Annotated in this window: 19 protein-coding genes; 2 read left to right on the top strand and 17 right to left on the bottom strand. The window is 62.1% G+C overall.

Going from position 1 to position 19,738, the window contains the following annotated elements:
• Positions 1-1,030 precede the first annotated feature (1,030 nt).
• From dxs to J4E08_RS17490, 14 genes are all read right to left on the bottom strand, one after another.
• Positions 1,031-2,980 (bottom strand): 1-deoxy-D-xylulose-5-phosphate synthase, encoded by a 1,950-nt coding sequence (dxs, locus tag J4E08_RS17425; protein WP_349539598.1) that lies wholly within the window; start codon positions 2,978-2,980, stop codon positions 1,031-1,033.
• Positions 2,981-3,087: 107 nt separating this feature from the next.
• Entirely contained in the window at positions 3,088-4,209 is a 1,122-nt protein-coding gene (gene pufC / locus J4E08_RS17430; RefSeq protein WP_349539600.1) for a photosynthetic reaction center cytochrome PufC, read from the bottom strand.
• Between the two features lie 5 nt (positions 4,210-4,214).
• A complete protein-coding gene (gene pufM / locus J4E08_RS17435; RefSeq protein WP_349539601.1) occupies positions 4,215-5,198 on the bottom strand; it encodes a photosynthetic reaction center subunit M in 984 nt (327 codons plus the stop codon).
• A 3-nt stretch (positions 5,199-5,201) separates the two neighbouring features.
• Positions 5,202-6,041, bottom strand: a complete 840-nt coding sequence (gene pufL / locus J4E08_RS17440) for a photosynthetic reaction center subunit L (protein ID WP_183969613.1) — start codon at positions 6,039-6,041, stop codon at positions 5,202-5,204.
• A gap of 124 nt (positions 6,042-6,165) precedes the next feature.
• Positions 6,166-6,330 carry a light-harvesting antenna LH1, alpha subunit gene (gene pufA / locus J4E08_RS17445; RefSeq protein ID WP_183969611.1) on the bottom strand — a complete coding sequence of 55 codons (165 nt, stop codon included), beginning with the start codon at positions 6,328-6,330 and terminating at the stop codon, positions 6,166-6,168.
• 15 nt (positions 6,331-6,345) lie between these two features.
• Entirely contained in the window at positions 6,346-6,495 is a 150-nt protein-coding gene (gene pufB / locus J4E08_RS17450; protein ID WP_183969609.1) for a light-harvesting antenna LH1, beta subunit, read from the bottom strand.
• Between the two features lie 136 nt (positions 6,496-6,631).
• Entirely contained in the window at positions 6,632-6,856 is a 225-nt protein-coding gene (gene pufQ / locus J4E08_RS17455) for a cytochrome PufQ (protein WP_349539602.1), read from the bottom strand.
• Between the two features lie 3 nt (positions 6,857-6,859).
• A complete protein-coding gene (bchZ, locus tag J4E08_RS17460) occupies positions 6,860-8,332 on the bottom strand; it encodes a chlorophyllide a reductase subunit Z (RefSeq protein ID WP_349539603.1) in 1,473 nt (490 codons plus the stop codon).
• A 52-nt stretch (positions 8,333-8,384) separates the two neighbouring features.
• Positions 8,385-9,953, bottom strand: coding sequence for a chlorophyllide a reductase subunit Y (gene bchY, locus J4E08_RS17465; protein ID WP_349539604.1), 1,569 nt, complete (start codon positions 9,951-9,953; stop codon positions 8,385-8,387).
• On the bottom strand, positions 9,950-10,102 hold the full coding sequence (locus J4E08_RS17470; RefSeq protein ID WP_349539605.1) for a hypothetical protein: 153 nt from the start codon (positions 10,100-10,102) through the stop codon (positions 9,950-9,952). Before J4E08_RS17470 ends, bchY begins: the two co-directional genes overlap by 4 nt.
• Positions 10,089-11,090 (bottom strand): chlorophyllide a reductase iron protein subunit X, encoded by a 1,002-nt coding sequence (locus J4E08_RS17475; RefSeq protein WP_349539606.1) that lies wholly within the window; start codon positions 11,088-11,090, stop codon positions 10,089-10,091. Before J4E08_RS17475 ends, J4E08_RS17470 begins: the two co-directional genes overlap by 14 nt.
• Complete coding sequence (gene bchC / locus J4E08_RS17480; RefSeq protein ID WP_349539607.1) at positions 11,087-12,028, bottom strand: chlorophyll synthesis pathway protein BchC; 942 nt, start codon at positions 12,026-12,028, stop codon at positions 11,087-11,089. The genes J4E08_RS17475 and bchC overlap by 4 nt, the downstream gene beginning before the upstream one ends.
• A gap of 118 nt (positions 12,029-12,146) precedes the next feature.
• Complete coding sequence (locus J4E08_RS17485; protein ID WP_502949291.1) at positions 12,147-13,271, bottom strand: methyltransferase; 1,125 nt, start codon at positions 13,269-13,271, stop codon at positions 12,147-12,149.
• Positions 13,272-13,275: 4 nt separating this feature from the next.
• Positions 13,276-14,145, bottom strand: a complete 870-nt coding sequence (locus tag J4E08_RS17490; RefSeq protein WP_349539609.1) for a polyprenyl synthetase family protein — start codon at positions 14,143-14,145, stop codon at positions 13,276-13,278.
• 96 nt (positions 14,146-14,241) lie between these two features.
• Between J4E08_RS17490 and crtD the strand changes: the two genes are divergently transcribed.
• Complete coding sequence (crtD, locus tag J4E08_RS17495) at positions 14,242-15,825, top strand: 1-hydroxycarotenoid 3,4-desaturase CrtD (RefSeq protein WP_349539610.1); 1,584 nt, start codon at positions 14,242-14,244, stop codon at positions 15,823-15,825.
• 5 nt (positions 15,826-15,830) lie between these two features.
• On the top strand, positions 15,831-16,652 hold the full coding sequence (gene crtC, locus J4E08_RS17500; protein WP_502949292.1) for a carotenoid 1,2-hydratase: 822 nt from the start codon (positions 15,831-15,833) through the stop codon (positions 16,650-16,652).
• Positions 16,653-16,656: 4 nt separating this feature from the next.
• Here crtC and tspO read toward each other — a convergent pair whose 3' ends face one another.
• The 3 genes from tspO to J4E08_RS17515 are packed head-to-tail and all read right to left on the bottom strand — an operon-like array spanning position 16,657 to position 19,720.
• On the bottom strand, positions 16,657-17,130 hold the full coding sequence (gene tspO / locus J4E08_RS17505) for a tryptophan-rich sensory protein TspO (protein ID WP_349539611.1): 474 nt from the start codon (positions 17,128-17,130) through the stop codon (positions 16,657-16,659).
• Between the two features lie 5 nt (positions 17,131-17,135).
• Positions 17,136-18,173 (bottom strand): 15-cis-phytoene synthase, encoded by a 1,038-nt coding sequence (gene crtB / locus J4E08_RS17510; RefSeq protein ID WP_349539612.1) that lies wholly within the window; start codon positions 18,171-18,173, stop codon positions 17,136-17,138.
• The gene (locus J4E08_RS17515) at positions 18,170-19,720 is read right to left on the bottom strand and encodes a phytoene desaturase (protein WP_502949294.1); all 1,551 of its coding nucleotides are present in this window, start codon (positions 19,718-19,720) and stop codon (positions 18,170-18,172) included. The genes crtB and J4E08_RS17515 overlap by 4 nt, the downstream gene beginning before the upstream one ends.
• Between the last annotated feature and the right edge of the window lie 18 nt (positions 19,721-19,738).

A 19,738-nucleotide genomic window follows, 5' to 3' on the forward strand; every position in this document is an offset into this window, starting at 1 on the left:
TGACCGAACAGCGCAGATCCAGAAGCTGACAGTCGATGCTCGCCGGCTTTACGATAAGATAGGCGCTGCCATCAGCCTGTTGCTTTTCAGGCACCAACTGGCGGAAGGGGTAAAAGAGCGCAAAGCCCGGTCTTAAGGACATAAGGCAAGACGTGGAATATACGTTATCTGAATATCCGTCATGAAATTCCTACACGGTCCGAGATCACAAGATCACCCGGACCCCTACCCTACGCGGCAGATTCTCGTGCGGCTTATCCTGAATGGCCACCTCCGGCTTAAGATACAGGGAATGCACTGAATAAAGTTCGGCGCTTTGGACGGTCCGACGCCGTACAGACCTTCAAAGTGTGCAGTTGCCTGACATCGCAACGTTCACGCCCGAACCTAATGTCACTGGGGCCCAACGTGTCGGGCGCGGCGGATTGAGCGGGCCCGATCATGAAACTGGGCGCGTACATTCGCGGCGTCAATCGTGAGCTGCGCAACCTTGCCCTTTTCCGCCATCGGAGAGGCAAGGCTTGAAAGTGACCATCGGACTGATCGACCGGCGTGCCTTCCACCCGCCTACGGAGAAGGCACAAGACAACGGTCTAGCGCGGCACGCCCTCCTCTAGCACCACGTGTCCACCCTGAAGCAATATGCCGTTTCGTCGAAGGAATATGAGCCGGTTTGGGGATTAGGCCGTACACGTGGTTTGCATAAGTTTATTGCATTCTGAATGTTCAGACCCAGACTGTGGAGCCCTACTGACCTGCGACCATCAGAAGGATGCGTCAAAGGAGAAGTTCTTCACGCGAACACCACGACCACGTACGCCGTCCAAGGTCTGTTACAGCGATCCACTGCCCGGCCGGGCTATGCAGAGCGTCCGTCCGATGGGGATATCATCCCAAAGAAACGCGGTGCCGGAATTTGGGTATCACTCCAAAGTTATCGAGACGTGGCCAAAGCCTGCGACCAAACTTGACCGCCTCAACTTCGCCCCTTTACCCTGAAACCCGCTTCAGGTAGCGCGGTTTACATCCATCATCCTGTGCTGACATCGGCCCAACGGCCCACAGTCAGGGGCACCACTGTAGGTTCGGCGCCCAGTGCACGACGCGCCGCCGTTGCGATATCCAGCGCGGTCATACCGGCGTCGGCATACATGTCTGCGGGACTGGCTTGATCGATGAACCGGTCCGGCAAACAGATATTGCGCATGGCCAAACCACGGTCGAATGCCCCCGCCCGCGCCAGCGCGTGCATCACGATCGAGCCAAACCCACCCTCGATCCCCTGCTCTACGGTCAAAAGCGCGCGGTGCTCGCGCGCGAGCCGCATCACAAGATCGCTGTCGAGTGGCTTGGCAAAGCGGGCATCGGCCAGGGTCACAGACAACCCGTCGTCGCGCAGCATTCTGGCCGCGGAGCGACATTCTTCGAGGTGAGCGCCGTAGGACAGGATCGCGACATCCTCGCCCTCCTCCAGCACGCGGCCTTTGCCGATCTCCAGCACCTGACCACGCTCCGGCAGCGCTACGCCGGTGCCCGCGCCGCGTGGATAGCGGAAGGCGATTGGACCGCTGTCGTGGGCCGCGGCAGTGGCCACCATATGCGTCAGTTCTGCTTCGTCTGAAGCAGCCATGACGGTAAACCCGGGCAGGTTGGACAGGTAGGCGATGTCGTAGGCCCCGGCGTGGGTCGGCCCGTCTGCCCCCACCAGCCCGGCGCGATCAATGGCAAAGCGTACAGGCAAACCCTGCAGTGCCACGTCATGCACCACCTGGTCATACCCGCGTTGCAGGAAGGTAGAGTAGATCGCGCAGAACGGCCGCAGACCGCTGGCGGCCATCCCGGCGGCAAAGGTCACAGCGTGCTGTTCAGCGATACCGACGTCGAAGACGCGCGCAGGAAAACGGTCTGCCATCAAGTTTACTCCGGTGCCCGAAGGCATCGCCGCCGTCACCGCTACGACGCGGTCGTCGCGCGACGCCTCCGCCAGCAGCGCTTTGCCGAACACGCTGGTATAGCTGGGTGGGCCGCCGCTGGATTCCACTTGGGCAAAGGTCTTTGGGTCAAACTTCGACACACCGTGTCCGCGGTCAGCGCTGGCTTCGGCGGGGGCATACCCCTTGCCCTTGACCGTGCAGCAATGAATCAGAACGGGGCCGGTGGCACGAGACCGGGCGGCGCGCAGCACCGGCAGGAGCTGGCCCATATCGTGGCCGTCAATCGGGCCGATGTAGTCGAAGCCCAGCTCCTCGAACAGGGTGCCGCTACCGGTCAAACCGGTCACCAACTGACGCGCACGTTTTGCGCCCATTCGCATGGGTTCGGGTATTGCAGCCTCGAACCCTTCGGCCAGCACTTTCATTCGGGCCATAGGTTCTGTGACGTACATACGGCTGAGATAGGATGACATGGCCCCCACCGGCGGCGCGATGCTCATTTCATTGTCGTTGAGGATCACGAACAGTCGGCGGCCACTGGTGCCGGCGTTGTTCAAAGCTTCATAAGCCATGCCCGCGCTGATCGACCCGTCGCCGATCACGGCAATGGCGTCACCCGTGGGCCGCCCCATGTCTCGCGCCACGGCAAACCCCAGCGCAGCACTGATCGAGGTGGAACTGTGCGCCGCGCCGAATGGGTCATGGTCGCTTTCGCTGCGCTTGGTAAAGCCGGACAGACCACCTTTTTGACGCAGGGTGTGCATACGGTCGCGCCGCCCGGTCAGGATCTTGTGCGGGTAACACTGGTGGCCGACGTCCCAGACCAGCTTGTCCATCGGGGTGTTGAACACAGCGTGAATAGCCACAGCCAGTTCGACAACCCCCAGCGACGACCCTAGGTGTCCGCCGGTTTCCGAGACGACGGAAATCACCTCGGAGCGCAGTTCGTCGGCCAGAAGGGCCAGTTTGTCGTCCGGCATCTGGCGTAGGTCAGAAGGTCCTGCGATCCGGTCCAACAACGGGGTTTTCGGGGTGTCCTGGGTCATCACGCGCGCTCCTCCCGCAGAGTGGTGGGGCGGCGAACGCGATGCGGGGCGCGAACGGCGCGAAGGAAAAACGGGCGGCGCGAGGGATCGTACCGCCCGATCTGACCTTATTGGCTATAGCTCGGGGCACCTTCGGTGACAGCGAGTTCCGGCCAGTCGTTGATGACGTTGGTTCCTTGGATGGGTTGCTGCGCGCCTTTGTGACACGTCATGCAAGCCGCCTTTGGGGCGTCACCCATAACTGGACCTAGGCGGGACTGCGGATAGACGTCCTTTAGCGGAACGAGATACTCATTGTTCAGCTCGTTCACCATTTGAATGCCCAGGGTTGCCGTCGCCCATTGTGGTGTCACCTGACCTGCATCGTAAAACGCGCGGGTGTTGTGGCAGAAGGTACAGTTTACACCCAGAGAATTGGCCACGTAGTTCATCAAGGAATAGGTTCGCTCGGCGTTCTGGATGGCGGGATAGCCGTCCTCGCCAGGGATCCCGGCAACACGGCTGTCAAGATCATGGACGGCAATAATCTCACCATTCAGCAGGTACGCTTCGAGCGCGTCGGACGGCAGCGAGGTATACTGCGACAAAGGGGTTACGCGGTTCTGATGTGCCGCCCACCCTTCGGCGGATTTGTTAACCTCCCCCAGTTGGTACCAGATGCCGCTGGGCACGTTCTGCCCGCGGTGGCAGGTAAGGCATGTGACACCGACCTGCTTGTTCGCGTTCACATGTGCATCCCAGTTTTCGTTGATGTTCTGGGTCATCTGGATCATGCGGCGGGCAACGACCTTGGTATACAGGGTGTCCTCGCCGTAGGTCTCCAGATCGCCATCACCGTGGCAATAGGCGCAGCCTTGTTCGGGGGCGACCCATCGGGTCATAGCTCCCATCACACGGTTGAAGTTGGCGTCGGTCAGATCGCCCAGCATCTGGACGTTCTGGTAGATGTCTCCAGCCAGCTCTTCGCCTTCCTCGGGCAGATAGGGTTCGTCCGAGAACATCGTGGCGATGATCGGGTCCGGGGTCGCCAGATCGGCCTTGAATTCCGGCACGGACATCCCCGTGCCGCGTGGGCCGGTCTGCAGACTGTCGGTGGCAAAGGGTTGCCCCAGTGTCACCAGTGCCGTCACTGCGATCACCGCAACTCCAACCACTCCGACCACAACCGCCGGCCATTCGACGTTCACCGGATTATCGCGATTCCATTTGCTAAACCACTTGGGGAACATTGGGCTCACTCCTTTCCGATGAAGGCTTCGTAGGACCCAAAGGCCTCGTAGCCGTAACTGCCGTCATACATCGGCGCAAAGTTGTGTTCCTGTGCCCAGATGAACCAGTTGTCGACCACGGTGCCGGTCAGCAATATGCCGATGCCACCGGTGATCGGGCAGAGCACGGCAAACCACCAGGCCCAGCGGTGAATCCCTTCCATCGTGGCGTTGAAGCCCATGGTCCAGCGCCAGAACAGAGCCGCCCGTTCCGAGGCGGTGCCCCGGTCGACAATCTGTTCCAGTTCCCGGTCGCCGCCAAAGCGGCTGACCGCCAGAATGGTCGCCCCGTGCATGGCGAACAGCAGAACCGAGCCATAAAGGAAGACGATCGAGAGACAGTGGAACGGATTATAGTAGAGGTTGCCGTAGCGAATGGAAAAGGCTGCGGTCCAGTCCAGATGCGGGAAGATGCCATAGGGCACGGCCTCGCTCCACGATCCCATCAGGATCGGGCGGAACAGGCCCAGCACCAGGAACAGCCAGATCGCACTTCCAAAGGCCCAGGCGACGTGTTTGCCCATCTTGTGCTGTTCGGCCAGCAGATAACTGCGCAGCCACCAGGTGCAGACGCTGACCAGCAGCATGAAGCTGGAAATGATGTACCAGCCGCCATCCTGCAACGGCGGGATTTGAAGCCCATAGCCCGGGCTGGGCGGTTCCAGCGCCAGCCAGAACCCCTGCCGCAGGAACTCGGGGATCGACCAGTTGACCTGCGCCAACATGTTGATGCCCACGATATTCAGGAACAGGATCCCGGTTGCGAGGCTGACCATGCCGGTCCAGCCCAAGTAGATCGGACCGATCTGCGCATTGCCGATCAACCCCATCAGTCGGCTGAAGAACGGGGTAATCATCCGCTCTTCGGCCATCTTGTTTTCATTGTCCATGCCCCACTCGACCGGGCCCTGCACCTGCACTTGGGTGAAAATATTCTGATACTCAATCATTGGTCACATCCCCACTTGGCTTGGCCAGATCGGCAGTTCCAGCCACCAGTTCCACCACTCGGGCCAGCCCTTGGTCCAGACCGGGCCGCTGATGATGATGCAGACCGCGCTGAAGAAAACCGCGTTGATCGCCAGAAGGAAGCCCACGCGGTGAATACCTAGTGTGCCGATGGAGTAGCCGACAAAATCACGAAAGAAGGTGTCCTCGTCGTCGGGCGTCTTCATCTTTTGACCCTTTTCAGGGTTGGCTGCCGACAAGATCAACCCGCCATGCAAGGCCAGCGCCAGGGTGGTGGTAAAGAACAGCGTCACGGCCAGCATATGCGCCGGGTTGTAGTGGAAGTGCAGATAGGCATAGCCGGTGTTGCTGACCCAATCGAGGTGGCTGAAAATGCCGTAGGGAAATCCATGTCCCCAGGCCCCCATCAGCACCGGCCGGAACACCGTCAGTGTCACATAGGCCAGGATCGCGAAAGCGAAGGCCACCGGCACGTGGTACCCCATCCCCAGCTTTCGGCAAATTTCGACCTCGCGTAGCGCCCAGCTACAGAATGCGCCGATGGCGCAAATCGTGATGATCTGCCACAGGCCACCTTCCATCAGGGGGGCTGCGCCCAGCCCATAGGACAGGTCCGGGGGCGCGATATTTATCAACCAGGGATTGAACGTGCCTTGATAGGCCGCCCCCCAGAAAATCAGAATGGTTCCGAGCAGGGCGAAAAATGCCGTCGTGACCCCGAAAAAGCCCACGTAGAATGGACCAACCCAGAAATCGAAAAGTTCGCCGCCGATCAACGTCCCTCCGCGGACGCGATACTTTTTTTCAAAGCTAAGCAACGCCATCGTTGTACTCCGCGTTTGGCGGCTCGTCCCGTACAGATCTCAAGCCGTCGTCATGAATGGTTAAGGTTGCAGCGGGCGATCACACCGCCCGCAGCAGTCTCGTCGGGCTTAAGCCCAGTCTGGTTTAATCGGCTGCTGCGCGCGACTCGGCGGCATTTTCGAACCAGTTGACGCCATTGGACAGAACCACCAGGTGGATCATGACAGCCAACAGGAACAGGAAAACGCCTTGCGCGACGAATACGCGGCGAGGATCAAAGATCAGCCAAATCTTGTAAAATTTTGACACGTCCATATCCCTTCCTTAAAACCAAGGGGCCCAGATGTAGGTTGCCAGGTGGGCAACCACTGCGACGATCGTGAAGAGGTATAACCCACTCATGTAGACCGAATGCAGCTCTTGGGCCTGTTCGTCTGTGAGACCTGTGAAGGACAGGTCGGTGTTATCAGCCATTAACTTTCCTCCGGAAAACTACGCTGACGCCGCGATCCCCGCGGCCGGGTCCTGCGGGGCCTTCACGGTCCCTCAGGTCTCTGTCCGCCCCTGACAGGGCAGGCAGCTCGTGTCTCGGGTCCTGTGCCGCCTGGGCTCAGGCCGAGAAAATCATCGGGGTGATCCGCCCGGCGTCGCGTCGCGCGCGCGCCAGAGGTCCGGACCACTGCCGGGTGTTGCCCAAAGCGAGATCGCGCAGGCAGCTCACAACGGCAAATGCCAAGGCGGTCACGAAGATTGCGCCAAAATAGACAGCATACTCCGCCCCCTGGCCGCGCCGTGCCGCGTAGCGGCCGGGCGTATGGGATGTGACATCGGTCATCGATCAATCCTCCTCATTGACAAAGCGTGTTTTGGGGGCAATCCCCTGCACGGTTTCCAGAACAACGCGTTCGGCACCGGCCTTCAGAGCGGCGTCTTCAGCAGCATCTCGCAGGGATTTGGCCGCGGAAATTCGGGTCAGAATGGGGTGGCTGGCCACCAGCCGATCCAGCGCCGCCTGTGCATCCGCATCCCATGGGAAATTGCGGCGCAGCGGAGTCGGCGTGGCCTCGACCGCGTCCATGTCGCTGGCCAGCGGCAGGATATGGAACAGTGCGTCGAACAGGCCGTTACAAACCTCTTGCAGCAGGTAAGTCGCCCCAGCGTAGCCCATCATCGGCGTGCCCGTGGCGCGCCGGATCGCCGCTCCCGGAAAGCTGGCCGGGATAAACGTCGGGCTTGGCCCATGCCCGCCCTTCAGTTCGGCCAGATACATCTTCTCGTTGATCGACCCCAGCACCACCAGCGGGCGATCCTGCGCGATGCGGGCGCGAACCTCGACGTTGTTGGTTTTCTTGCCCGCGATGCGCGCAATGGCAAAGGCGCAGGGCAGTCCAAGGTCATCTTCCAGATACTTGCGGATGCCCCGGGCGTAGGTCTCGTTCGCCACAATGCCAAAGCTGGCGGTGGCAAAGAAATCCTGCGTGACCGACCGCCACAGATCCCAGACCGGTTTGATGGTCGAATGCTTTTCCTGCTCGATGAACGGCTCCGGGTCCAGACCCAGCATCTCACCCAGCTTGCGCAGGAACAGGGTCGTGCTGTCGACGCCGATGGGCGCTTGCAGATAGGGCTTGCCCAACACCTCACACAGGCCGCGTCCAAATTCGCGGTACATGCAGATATTGACATCGCTGTTCACCAGATCTCGCATTTCGGCCAGATGCGCGCCAAGCGGCAGCACCATGTTGACCTCTGCGCCGATACCTTCGACCAGACGGCGGATCTCGGCCAGATCTGACGGCATGTTGAAAGTGCCATACATCGGGCCCAGGATATTGACGCGCGGGGCGGCATCCTCGGCGCGGGCTTTATCCTTAGGCATGCGGCCCTTGGTCATGCCGAATTCGGTGAACAGCCAGGTCATGGCGCGATCCGCCGCCTGCCACTGGTCCTCGTCTATGGTGCGCGGCAGGAACCGCTGGATATTGGTGCCCATGGGCGTCACACCGCCGCCGATCATCTCGGCGATGGAGCCGGTGACAACCACCGCGGGCAATGCCGGGTCCAGCGTGCCCCAGGCGCGTTTCATTGCCCCTTCGGTGCCTTCGCGGCCCAGTTCCTCTTCGCCAAGACCCGTCACCACGATGGGCAGTTCATGCGGCGGCAGCGCGTCGGTGTAATGCAGCACCGATGTCACCGGCAGGTTCTCACAGCCCACCGGGCCGTCGATCACGACTTGCAGGCCCTTCACGGCGCAAAAGGCATAAACAGCGCCCCAATATCCGCCGGCGCGGTCGTGGTCCTGGATCAGCATGGGCCTGCCTCCCCGGTTCTGATGCCGAAAGGCGCAAACTCGAAACCAGCGGTCATATCATCTGCTCCGCTTTGGCGGCGCGCGCTTTCTTCTCGATCTTCTTGAGGTTCAGCGCCCGGTACTCCGGCCGCAGGTTCGGCGCGCCTTCCCAGACACCGGCGGTATCGCCTGCGCCGACCCCTTCGAAAAAGTCGCGCATCTTGTCCATGCGGCCCTTGTTGGCCATAGCGGCATTCACCACCTCGGCCAGCGACCCGGCACCCGCAGGCCCCATCAGGGGACGCGCGGAAATCAGATTGGTGAAATATAGCGCCGGAATGCCCTGCGCCTTGGCCTTTTGCACAACCGGAGTCGTGCCGATCGCCAGATCGGGTTTGACCCCTTCCATGGCGGCGCAGTCATCTTCCAGAGAGGCGCGGAATTTCACCGTCACGCCGCGCGCGCGCAGCCATTCCGCATCCTCGGCGGACCAGGGCGACTTGGCGCAGGCGGTCCCGACGTAGGGGATATGCGCGCCGCTTTCGATCAGAAGGCGAGCGACCAGCAATTCGCTGCCTTCATAACCCGACAGCGTGATCGTACCGTTGATCGGGTTTGCGGCCAGCGCACCCTTTATCGCGGGCAGAAAGGCGTTCTGCGCGGCGGCAATCTTCTCCGGCGACAAGGCGAATGCATCGCCAATCGCCGCAAGCCAAGCCGCCGTGCCGTCATGGCCCACAGGCGCACTGCCGACGACCTTGCGCCCCGCGGCCTCGAATTCACGCACGGCGGCGGTGTAGAACGGATGGATCGCCGCCACCGCGCCACAATCCAGTGCGGCATACAGCTCGCGCCATTCCCGCGTTGGCACCACCGGCCCCGCCGCCAGCCCCATGGGGGCCAGCATCGCGCCGATCATCATCGGGTCCGCCGGGAACATTTCGCCCAGCAGGGTCACGGTCGGCAAGTCGGATGTCCCACCCACCGGGGCGGGCACCGGGCCTGCCTTGATCTCCTTGCGGGCGTAATTCAGCATCGCCCCGGCCAGCACGTCCTTGGCCTCGGCGTGTGTCGGGATGCCAAAGCCGGGCACGTCAATGCCGACGATCCGCACGCCGTTGATCTCGTCCGGCAACAGCCGCAGAGGCACGCCAGAAGCGGTCGGCACACAAAGGTTGGTCACAACCACCGCGTCATAGAGATCAGGGTCGGCCAGTTCATGCACCGCGTCGCGGATGTCTTCGAACAGCTTGCCGGTCACCAGCGATTCCGAATTAAATGGCACATAGCCCACAGACCGCCGCGCACCATAGAAATGGCTGACAAAGGTTAGACCATAGACGCAGCAAGCCGAGCCGCTGAGCACCGTGGCCACCCGCTTCATCCGCAGGCCCACACGCAGCGATCCGAACGCGGGGCACATGCTTTGCGGTTTGTCATGTGGTCCCTTGGGGTAATCGCGGGCGTATTGATCAAGGATCTCGCTGGAGCCGGCGGCACGCGCCGCCTTTTCCAGCTCGCTGCCGGAATGACATCCCAGACCTTGATCGGCACTCACCTCGGGCGCGGCCGCCTCAGAGGGTCCGACATCCTTCAGCACCTCGACCTCGGCGGCGGTGTCATATGTCACTTCATCGCTCATTGGGTTTCCGACCGGGATGCTTGTTGCGGGACAGGCTGACGAATGTCGTCCAGAAGACGGCGGATCTGTTCGGGGCGGGCGCGGCTCATGATGTGATGGACCTCCGCCATGCGCGGATCAGCCCCCTGATGGGTGTCAGACGTCGTCATAGACCACCTCCAGCGACTCCTCCGGGACGGCATATTTGCCGCGCATGTCCGCATCAGTGGCCGGGACCAGCACGTAATCGCCGCCGGTGTCCTTGCTGTCGAACAGCGCCAGAAGACCGTCCTGTTCCAGCGGAGTCGGACGCACGGGCGGTGCGATGGACACCGCCTCTGCCAGTTCGGCAAACAGGCTGCCCCATTGGCTTTGTTCGGTGCCAACGATCTGGTAATTGGCAGATTTCTTGCGCAGATCATCGTCCTGCGGGATCGCTGCCAGCACCGGAATGCCTACTTCGCGGGCAAAGGCCTGCGCTTCGCCGGAATGGTCATCCTTGTTGATGACCAGACCCGCGACACCGACATTGCCGCCCAGCTTGCGGAAATATTCCACCGCCGAACATACGTTGTTGGCCACATAGAGCGACTGCAGGTCGTTCGACGCGACCAGGATCACCTTTTGCGCCATGTCCCGGGCAATCGGTAAACCAAAGCCGCCGCAGACCACATCGCCGAGGAAATCCAGCAGGACATAGTCGAAATCCCAGTCGTGAAAACCCAGCTTTTCCAGCAACTCAAAGCCGTGGATGATGCCCCGCCCGCCACAGCCGCGACCGACCTCCGGCCCGCCCAGTTCCATGGCGAACACGCCGCCCCGCTTGAAACATACGTCGCCGACGGCAACCGCTTCGCCGGCGAGGTTCTTTCGGGTCGAGGTCTCGATGATCGTCGGGCAGGCCTTGCCACCGAACAGCAGGCTGGTGGTGTCCGATTTCGGATCGCAGCCGATCAGCAGCACGCGCTTGCCCTGCTCCGCCATCATGTGGCTGAGGTTGGCAAGGGTAAACGATTTGCCGATGCCGCCCTTGCCGTAAATCGCGATGATCTGGGTCTTACTCTTGGGCTCTTCGGTGATCAGGTCCGCCAGGTCCTCATGCGCTTCGTCACGCAGTCTCTGGTCGAAGTCCTTCAGATTGGGTACGTCGTCCTTCACGCTGCGTCCTTCCAGTTGAGTATCATTTTCAGGCAGGTCGGATCCTCAAAAGCGGTGCGGTATGCCGCTGTCGCCTGTTGGGCCACGGCCTGATGGGTGATCAATCCGCCAAGGGAGAGCGCGCCGGTGTCCACAAGGGCGCGCACGGCGGTGAGATCTTCGCGCTGCCATTCCGCTGCGACACGCAGGCGCGCCTCCTTCATGAAGGCGGGGGGAAATGCAAAGCTGAGACCTTGCGGGTAGAACCCGGCCAGCACCACTTCGCCGCCTTTGACCAACCGTCCGATGAGGTCGTTCAGGATCGAAGCGTTGCCTGAGGCGTCGTAGATGGCGCTGTAATCGCGGCGCGGATCGTCGGCGGGGTCAATGACCTCATAGCCAATCGCACCGCTGCGGCGGCTCATGTTGGTTTCCCAGACGGTGGGAGCCGGCGCTCCAGACGCGACGGTCAGGCGGGCCAGCAACCGGCCAAGTGTACCATGCCCGACGATCAGGTCAGGGACGCGCTTGTCCAGACCGGCCATGGCGTGCCGGGCGGTGGCGGCCAGCGCCAGCAGCGCGCCTTCGGGCCCCATGGCGCTGTCGATCTTTGTCACCCGCGCCGCATCCGACACCAAGTGCCCCGACGCGCCACCGAACAGGCCATAGGCTCCTTCGAAACAATCGGCTCCCGGAACAAACACGCGGTCGCCGGGGCGGTAACCCGTTCCCGGTGCGGCCTCGATGACCTCGCCGGTGGATTCGTATCCCGGTACCAGCGGATAGCCCATGCCCGGAAATGGGGGCATCGCCCCGGACCAGAAAAGATTTTCGGTGCCGGTCGAAATCCCTGAATGGGACACCTCGATCAGCAGGTCACCTTTGTCCGGCGTCTTGAGCGCCAGTTCATCCAGGTGAAGATCCTCGGGACCCTTCAACAGGACAGCGTGGGTAAACATGAACGCCTCCTCTCCGTCATTAGTCTGGCGAGTGCCGCCAGTGGTGAACGCTACGTTAACGTAAGGCTACAGCTACACACCAATCTGTCAAGGTAAGTTTACAGTCGGGTGAACTTTGTCAGGCGCGATTGGCGGTTACAACACACGTGATGTAAGGACGCTCTGACGGAATAGGGCGAAGATTGGCGAATCCCGCCTGCTGACACAGTTCGACGATTCGCTCGGCAGAACGCGTGCGTCCGGTGCCCATCGCCATAGTGTAAAAAGCGAAGTAGACATCCGTCGCCCGATCAGGCCGCGCGCCACCAGACATCGGTTCTGAAATAATAAGTCGACCGCCGACCGGCAGCGCCGCGTGGACCTTGGCCAGAAGATCACGCACCGTGTCGTCGTCGTGGTCGTAAAGCACCCGCACGAGGGAAACGGCATCGGCGCCAGTCGGCAGCGCAGTCGCGCGAAAACTGCCGGGACTGAACCGTGCCCGCCCAGACGGCCCCAACAGGTCTTCCCGGGTCAGCGCGGTTTCTGCCGCGCGTTGCACACCGGGCAGGTCAAAAACGACGCCGGACATGCTTCGGTATCGGTGTAGCGCCGCGCTCAGAAACACGCCGGATCCGCCGCCAACATCCATCAGCTGCCGCACGCCTCTCAGGCGCACCGCCCGCAACGTGTCCTCGGCCACCAGAACCTGAGACCGCGCCATAAGATCGGAATAGCGGGCCGACGCCTCCGGGCTGATGTCGGCCCCTTGACCAAAGACATAGGGCCAGAAGCGGGCCATGTTGGTTTCACCTTCCCCGCGCAGCAAAGCGACGGGGTCAGACATATCGTCATAGAAACCGCGGTGATGGCGAACCATATCCTCCAACCCCGGCACACCCAAGATTGCCGCGCCCTTGCGGGCCAACACGAAACGGCCATCACTTCGCAGCCGCAGCAGGTCCAGCGCCGCGCCTGCTTGCAACAGCGCCTGCATTCGTGCCACGTCGATCCCGTGATCCACCGCAAGCTCGGCCGCGTCCCGCGCACCGTCAAGCAAGCGCCGCAGAACGTCCAGTTCGATCAATGCCAAGAGCACCTGCGCCGCCACAAACCCTTGGAGTATATCAAATATTTTCGCCCCGTCACGTTGCGCCATGCCGCGCCAGAACGGCAGACGCCCAGCCCATTTCTGGAAGCCGGGCCGCGCAATCAGACGCGGCAGCCAAGCGCCAGACGCCCTTGGCCCTCTTGTCGAGACCACCTTCTCAGACCCGATATTTTGCGGGCACCGACGGCATTATCTTTTCCGCTTGGTGACTGACCATGCGGGCCAGAGCCGCCTCTCCGGGACACGACGGAATCGACGCGATTGCTCCTGCAAGGATTTGCGACAACCGGTCCAGCGCGCCCTTCACCCCCAGTTGTGCCACCGCGTTGGGTCGGCCGTGCAGATCGTCCTGACCGGTCGGCTTGCCCAAGGTCTGTTCGTCCAGCAGCGCGTCGCGAAGGTCGTCTGCGACCTGAAAGGCCTCGCCGATCAGCGCGCCAAGGTCGTGCCATTCCTCGGGCGCGTGCCCGGCGGCGATCGCGCCCATTTCGGTTGCGGCGATGAACAGCGCGGCGGTTTTCGACCGGTGGTACGCGCTCAGGTCGATTTTGGCCTCGCTTTCCCAACCCTGCCCGGCGCAGATCCCGCCCGGCATTCCTGACCGTCGTGTCAGCGACAGCAACAGCTGCGCAGCGCGGTCGGGGTGGTCGGGGATTGCGCGGGCAAGAACCTCGAACGCCAATATGATCAGACTATCGCCGGTCAGCACCGCCAACGGTTCGGAATAGGCGCGATGCACAGAAGGCTTTCCGCGCCGCACGTCGGCATTGTCGAAACACGGCAAGTCGTCGTGCACGAGGCTGGCACAATGGATCAACTCCAACGCCACCGCCGCAGAACTGGCCAGGGCCGGACGATCATCACCACAGGACATCGCCACCGAAAGCAGGATCGTCGGGCGAATGCGCGCGCCGCCCGGCGACGTGGCATAGTGCAGTGCGCCGGCCAGCTTCCGCGGCGCCAAGGGGTCTTGCGACAAACTCAGCGCCTGTCCCATCGCCGTTTCGATCCGTTTGGACAAAGGCATCGCAGTCTCCCTGATTGCGGTTATGTAATTATAAATTTACTCTTCGTTGTGTAAATATTATTGGACACTTCGTCAGGCCGAGTCAATAATTTCGAAATGACATCTGCCCCACGAGGTCCGGGATCCGGACAAACTGCCCTTGTAATCGGTGCTGGCATAGGCGGGCTTGCCGCAGCCGTTCGGCTGGCTCAGGCGGGTTTTGCAGTGACGGTCCTGGAACGCCACGCCACCCCCGGCGGCAAGATGCGTTGCCTGCGGTCCGATGCAGGGCCGGTCGACGCCGGCCCGACCGTGTTGACGATGCGCCCATTCATCGAAGAGCTGTTCGCCGACCTCGGCGAAGCGCTCGACGACCACTTGACCCTGCATAGGCAACACCTGATTGCGCGGCATTTCTGGCCGGATGGCAGCTGCCTGGACCTGTACGATAGTCTTGCGCTCAATGTTGGCTCCATACGCCACTTTGCGGGGAACCCGGCGGCGCAACAGTTTTTGGCTTTTTCCGACAGGGCCCGCGTGCTGTTTTCCAGCTTCAACGGGCCGATGATGCAGACCGCCGCGCCGTCGCGACTGGCTCTGGCGTTGACCTGCCTGCGCAGCCCTCGTTTGATTGCCCGCATGGCGCCGTTCTCATCCTTGGCGACGTTGCTTGAGAACAGCTTTGACGATCCGAGGCTGGCACAATTGTTCGGGCGCTATGCGACCTATGTCGGCGGCGCGCCCGATCAGGTGCCTGCCACGCTGGCGCTGATCTGGCAGGCCGAACTGTCGGGTGTATGGAAGATCCATGGCGGTATGCATCAACTGGCGCGGACGCTGGAAACGCTGTGTATCGCGCGTGGCGGCCAGTTCGTGTACAATTCCCATGTCTCGGAAATCACCCAGACAGCGGGGCGCGCCACCGGGGTTTTGCTGGCAGACGGCAGCCGTATCAAGGCAGATGTTGTGGTATTCAACGGCGACCCGCGCGCGCTCGCCACCGGCGCGCTGGGAGAGCAAGCCACCTGCATCGCCCCCCAAACACGCAGTGTTGCACGCAGCCTGTCGGCGCAGGTCTGGTCCTTTGCAGCCCGCCCTGAAGGCCCAGACCTCGCGCATCACAATGTGTTCTTCCGCAACAGCGGCCAATCTGAATTCGATGCCCTCGCCCGGGGCGCACTGGTTCCAGACCCGACGCTGTACATCTGTGCGATGGACCGCGGCGACACCACCCCGCCACCAACTGTAGAGCGGTTCGAAATCATCGCCAACGCGCCGCCCCTGCCCGCGCTCGATCAGGAGTTCGCTCAATGCCACACTCGCACCTTTCAGACGCTGCGGCGTCATGGTCTTTCCTTCGATCCGGAACCGGGACCAGACGCCCTGACCACCCCGACGGGCTTCGACCAACTGTTTCCGGCCTCTCGAGGATCACTCTACGGGCAGAGCCCGCACGGCCTGATGGCGGCCTTTCAGCGCCCGACGGCCCGAACCGCGCTGCAGGGACTGTACCTGGCGGGGGGCGGGGCGCATCCGGGGGCGGGTGTGCCGATGGCGATCCTCTCCGCGAGGCACGCGGTCGAGGCGATCTTGGCGGACCCAACTTTGACCTCCATGTCCCGCCGAATGGCTACGCCTGGTGGTATGTCGACGGAATCAGCGCCTGCGGAACCCGCGCCGTCAGCGTCATCGCGTTCATAGGGTCGGTGTTCTCGCCTTGGTATGGCTGGTCCGGGCGACGGCAACCGGACAATCACGTCTGCATCAACGTCGCCACTTATGGCCTCGGCGGGCGGTTCACCATGACAGATCGTGGCAGCGCAGCGCTGCGCCAGACCCGGCACAGCCTGACCGTCGGGCCGTCATCACTGCATTGGCAGGGCGACCGGTTGGTGATCGACATCAACGAAATCAGCGCCCCCCCTGTGGTGTCGCGGGTGCGCGGGCAGATCACCGTAACGCCCTCGGCGCTGACCGAAGTCGAACTGCCTCTGACGCCAGAAGGCACGCATATCTGGCGGCCCTTCGCGCCGACCTGCGCAATCGACGTGGACTTGGATGCGCCCGGCTGGCGTTGGCAGGGGCACGGATACTTCGACGCAAATTTCGGCACGCGCGCGCTGGAGCAAGATTTCGACTACTGGACATGGGGGCGGTTCCCTACCTCACAGGGCAGTACCTGTTTCTACGATGCAACGCGGCGCGACGGATCCGTGCTGGCGGCGGCGTTCCGATTCAGCCGTGACGGCAGCGCGACAGCCATCACAGCTCCGCCCAAGGCACCTCTGCCCCGGTCCTTGTGGCAAGTTCGCCGGGAGACCCGCGCCGATGCGGGCTTCAGGCCACGTCAGGTGCAAAACATGCTGGACGCGCCGTTCTACAGCCGCAGTGCCGTGCAAACCTGTCTGGACGGCGTTGCCATCACTGGCGTGCACGAGGCGCTCGACCTGCGCCGGTTCCGCATGCCACTGGTGAAGCCAATGCTGGCGATGCGCGTGCCGCGCCGGGCGCATTGGTCCTTCGATTGAAAAGTCAGGCGGTGCTTTCTGCGGGTTGGTCCGGGTTCAGCCGCCATACTGAAAAGTTCAACGCCCAAGCAACTGTGACCCATGTCAAGTAAGGCACAAACAGCATCCCTGCGATCTGGTCCACCTCCCACAGCGCCACAAGGCACGCCGCGACAGAGATCCAAAGTCCGCTCAGGACAATCAGCCCTGCTTTTATTCGGTGAAGGCCGAAAAAGACCGGCGTCCAAAGCCCGTTCAGTGCGATCTGCAAAGACCATAACGCCAGCGCGACTACGTTGTCCGGCGCCATCGCCGCCCGCGCCCCGGCAAAGGACATGCACAGGTAAAGCGTCGTCCAAGCCACCGGAAACAGCCAGTTTGGAGGGGTCCATGACGGCTTTGCCAGACGCTCATACCATGAGCCGGGCGGGAACAACCCGCCGGTTGCGCCGACCGCCAGACAAGACGCCAAAAAGATGCCAAAGAGAATCCAGAACATGTTCTTTATCTTAAGCCGTGTGCGGAAGACATCAATGCCGCGCGGCGTTCTTCTTCGCGGGTGTGCAGAATTTCCAGCGTCGCGTTCAGCCCGTCGCTCCAATGCGGTACCTGTCGGTGATCCGCCGTGGCCGCGATCAAAAAGGCTGTTTCCGGCACCGGTCGCGCGTGAATGACTGACGACCTTGGCAAGGCGAGCGTCGCTCCGGTCCGCAGGATCGACAATGCCAGCCAGCCCAGCTTTTGCGCCTTGCTGGTGCGGGCGCGCCGCGTGATGGAGTCATAGCCTTGGCGCGCAACTTGTTGACCGATCCCGGCATAGATGAACCGCGCGGCGTAAATCCCTGGACGGGCGGCTAGCGGCAAGGCTGCGATCCCCGCCTCCGACCGATGGTAGAGGCCCTGCGCTTCGCGCAGCAAACGCCGCACGACACGGCCCAGGTCCGGCGTCATGGCGGGCGCTTTCAGAAACGCGTCCGGATCAATCCCGGCCTCTGCCAACCAATACAGCGGCAGATAAAGCCGCCCTTCACGGGCATCCTCGCCCACGTCGCGCGCGATGTTGGTCAATTGCATGGCCACGCCCAGATCGCAGGCACGCGCCAATGCATCCCGGTCGCGCACCCGCATCAACACACACATCATTGCGCCCACAGCAGAAGCCACGCGCGCCGAATAGGCGCGCAGACCCGAAAGATCGTCGTACCGCCGTTCCATCGCGTCCCAGGCCAAACCCTCCAGCAGAGCCTCGGGCAATGCGCGGGGCATCTCGAATTCTTCAATGATCGCGGCAAAGGCCCGATCGGCCGGGGCATCCTTCGGGCGTCCGGCATAGGCCTTGTCCAACCTGTCATGCAGCCGCAGCACCGCCTCTCCCTTGGCCGATTGCAAATCGACCGCGTCGTCCGCCAAACGGCAAAAGGCATAAAGCGCCAACGCCGGGTCGCGCACCCGCGCGGGCAACAGCCGGGAGGCCGCGTGAAACGACCGCGACCCATGGCGGATCGACTCGACGCAGTGCTCCATATCCCTTGGTGCAATCATTCTTGTCCTGCCATTTTTGCGTGAGGGACCAGTTGGTCCAGAACTTCGGCGCTGCCGATCACTCCGGGCAGGCCAGCGCCGGGGTGCGTGCCCGCACCGACGAGAAACAGCCCCTTGGCTTCTTCGCTCACATTATGCGGGCGGAAATAGGCGCTTTGCAGGATGCGCGGCTCGATCGAGAACCCTGCCCCGTGCGGGCTCAGATACCGGTCCCGGAAGGTCTCGGGCGTGAACACCAGTTGCTCTGTCAGATGCGCGCCCAAGCCGGGCAGCACATCGCGTTCCAGAACGGCCTGCACTTTTTGACGATAGACTTCGCCCATCCGTGCCCAGTCGACTGGGTTATCGTGGCCCAGATGCGGCACCGGGCTGAGGGCATAAAACGTATCGTCGCCCTCTGGCGCGGCGCTGGGGTCGGTCACTGTGGGACGATGGATGTACAGGCTCATGTCCTCCGACAGCTTTCCCTTTTGGAATATATCCTGCAACAGCCCTTGGTAGCGCGGCCCGTTCAGGATCGTGTGATGGCCCACGTCCTGCCACTTGTCCCGCGTGCCCTTGGTCCCGAAGTACCAGACAAACAACCCCATAGACCAACGCGTGCGTTTCAGGCGCGGCGCGGTCCAGCGACGCCTTCTATGGTTGCGCAACAGCCGGTCATAGGTTTGGCCCGCATCGGCATTTGAAACGGTGATATCGGCGTCGATCATTTCTCCGCTCGTCAGGGTCACGCCCCGCGCCCGGCCATCGGTTATGCGGATCTCGTCAACCTCGGATTTCTGCCGGATCAGCCCACCCTGATCGGTAATTACGTCAGACATCGCCTTGGCGATCGCCGCGACCCCGCCCATGGCATAGTGCACGCCAAAGGCCTTCTCCAAGTGGCTGACCAGCGCATAGATCGAGGTGACGTTAAACGGATTACCGCCGATGAACAAAGGATGGAACGACAGTGCCATGCGCAGCCGCGTATCCTTAACGCAGCCCGCGGCGTGGGTGGCAATGGATCGGTCAGCCCGCAGCATCACAAATTTCGGGAGCGCCTTCAGCAGATCGCCGACGCGGTGCATCGGGCGACGCCCCAAATCCTCGAAACCGACGTGATACCGCCGTTCGCTGTCCCTTAGAAATCTAATGTAGCCTTTGACGTCATCGGGCGACAGACGCTCGACCTCGGCCAGCATGGCGGCCTCGTCCTGGCGCACGGTAAAGTTGCTTCCGTCGGGCCAGCGGATTTCGTAATATGGGTCCAAGGCGCGCAGATCGACGGCCTCTTCGAACCGTTTTCCGCAGGCCGCCCAAAGATCCTCAAACAGTTGAGGGACGGTTACGATGGTGGGTCCTAAATCAAAACGGTGTCCCCCCTGGGTGATCGCCGACCCGCGCCCGCCTGGACTGTCCAAGCGGTCCAGAACCGTCACGCGGTAACCTTTGGCACCCAGTCGCATAGCCGATGCAAGGCCACCCAGCCCAGCACCGATCACCACGGCATGAGGGCGCGGCCCCAAGAGGGCTTCTGCCTTTTGTACGGGATCTACACCTGTCAACATTCCTCAATCCTACAT

It is taken from the genome of Sagittula sp. NFXS13 (assembly GCF_040148795.1).
In the GTDB taxonomy this organism is placed as follows: domain Bacteria; phylum Pseudomonadota; class Alphaproteobacteria; order Rhodobacterales; family Rhodobacteraceae; genus Sagittula; species Sagittula marina.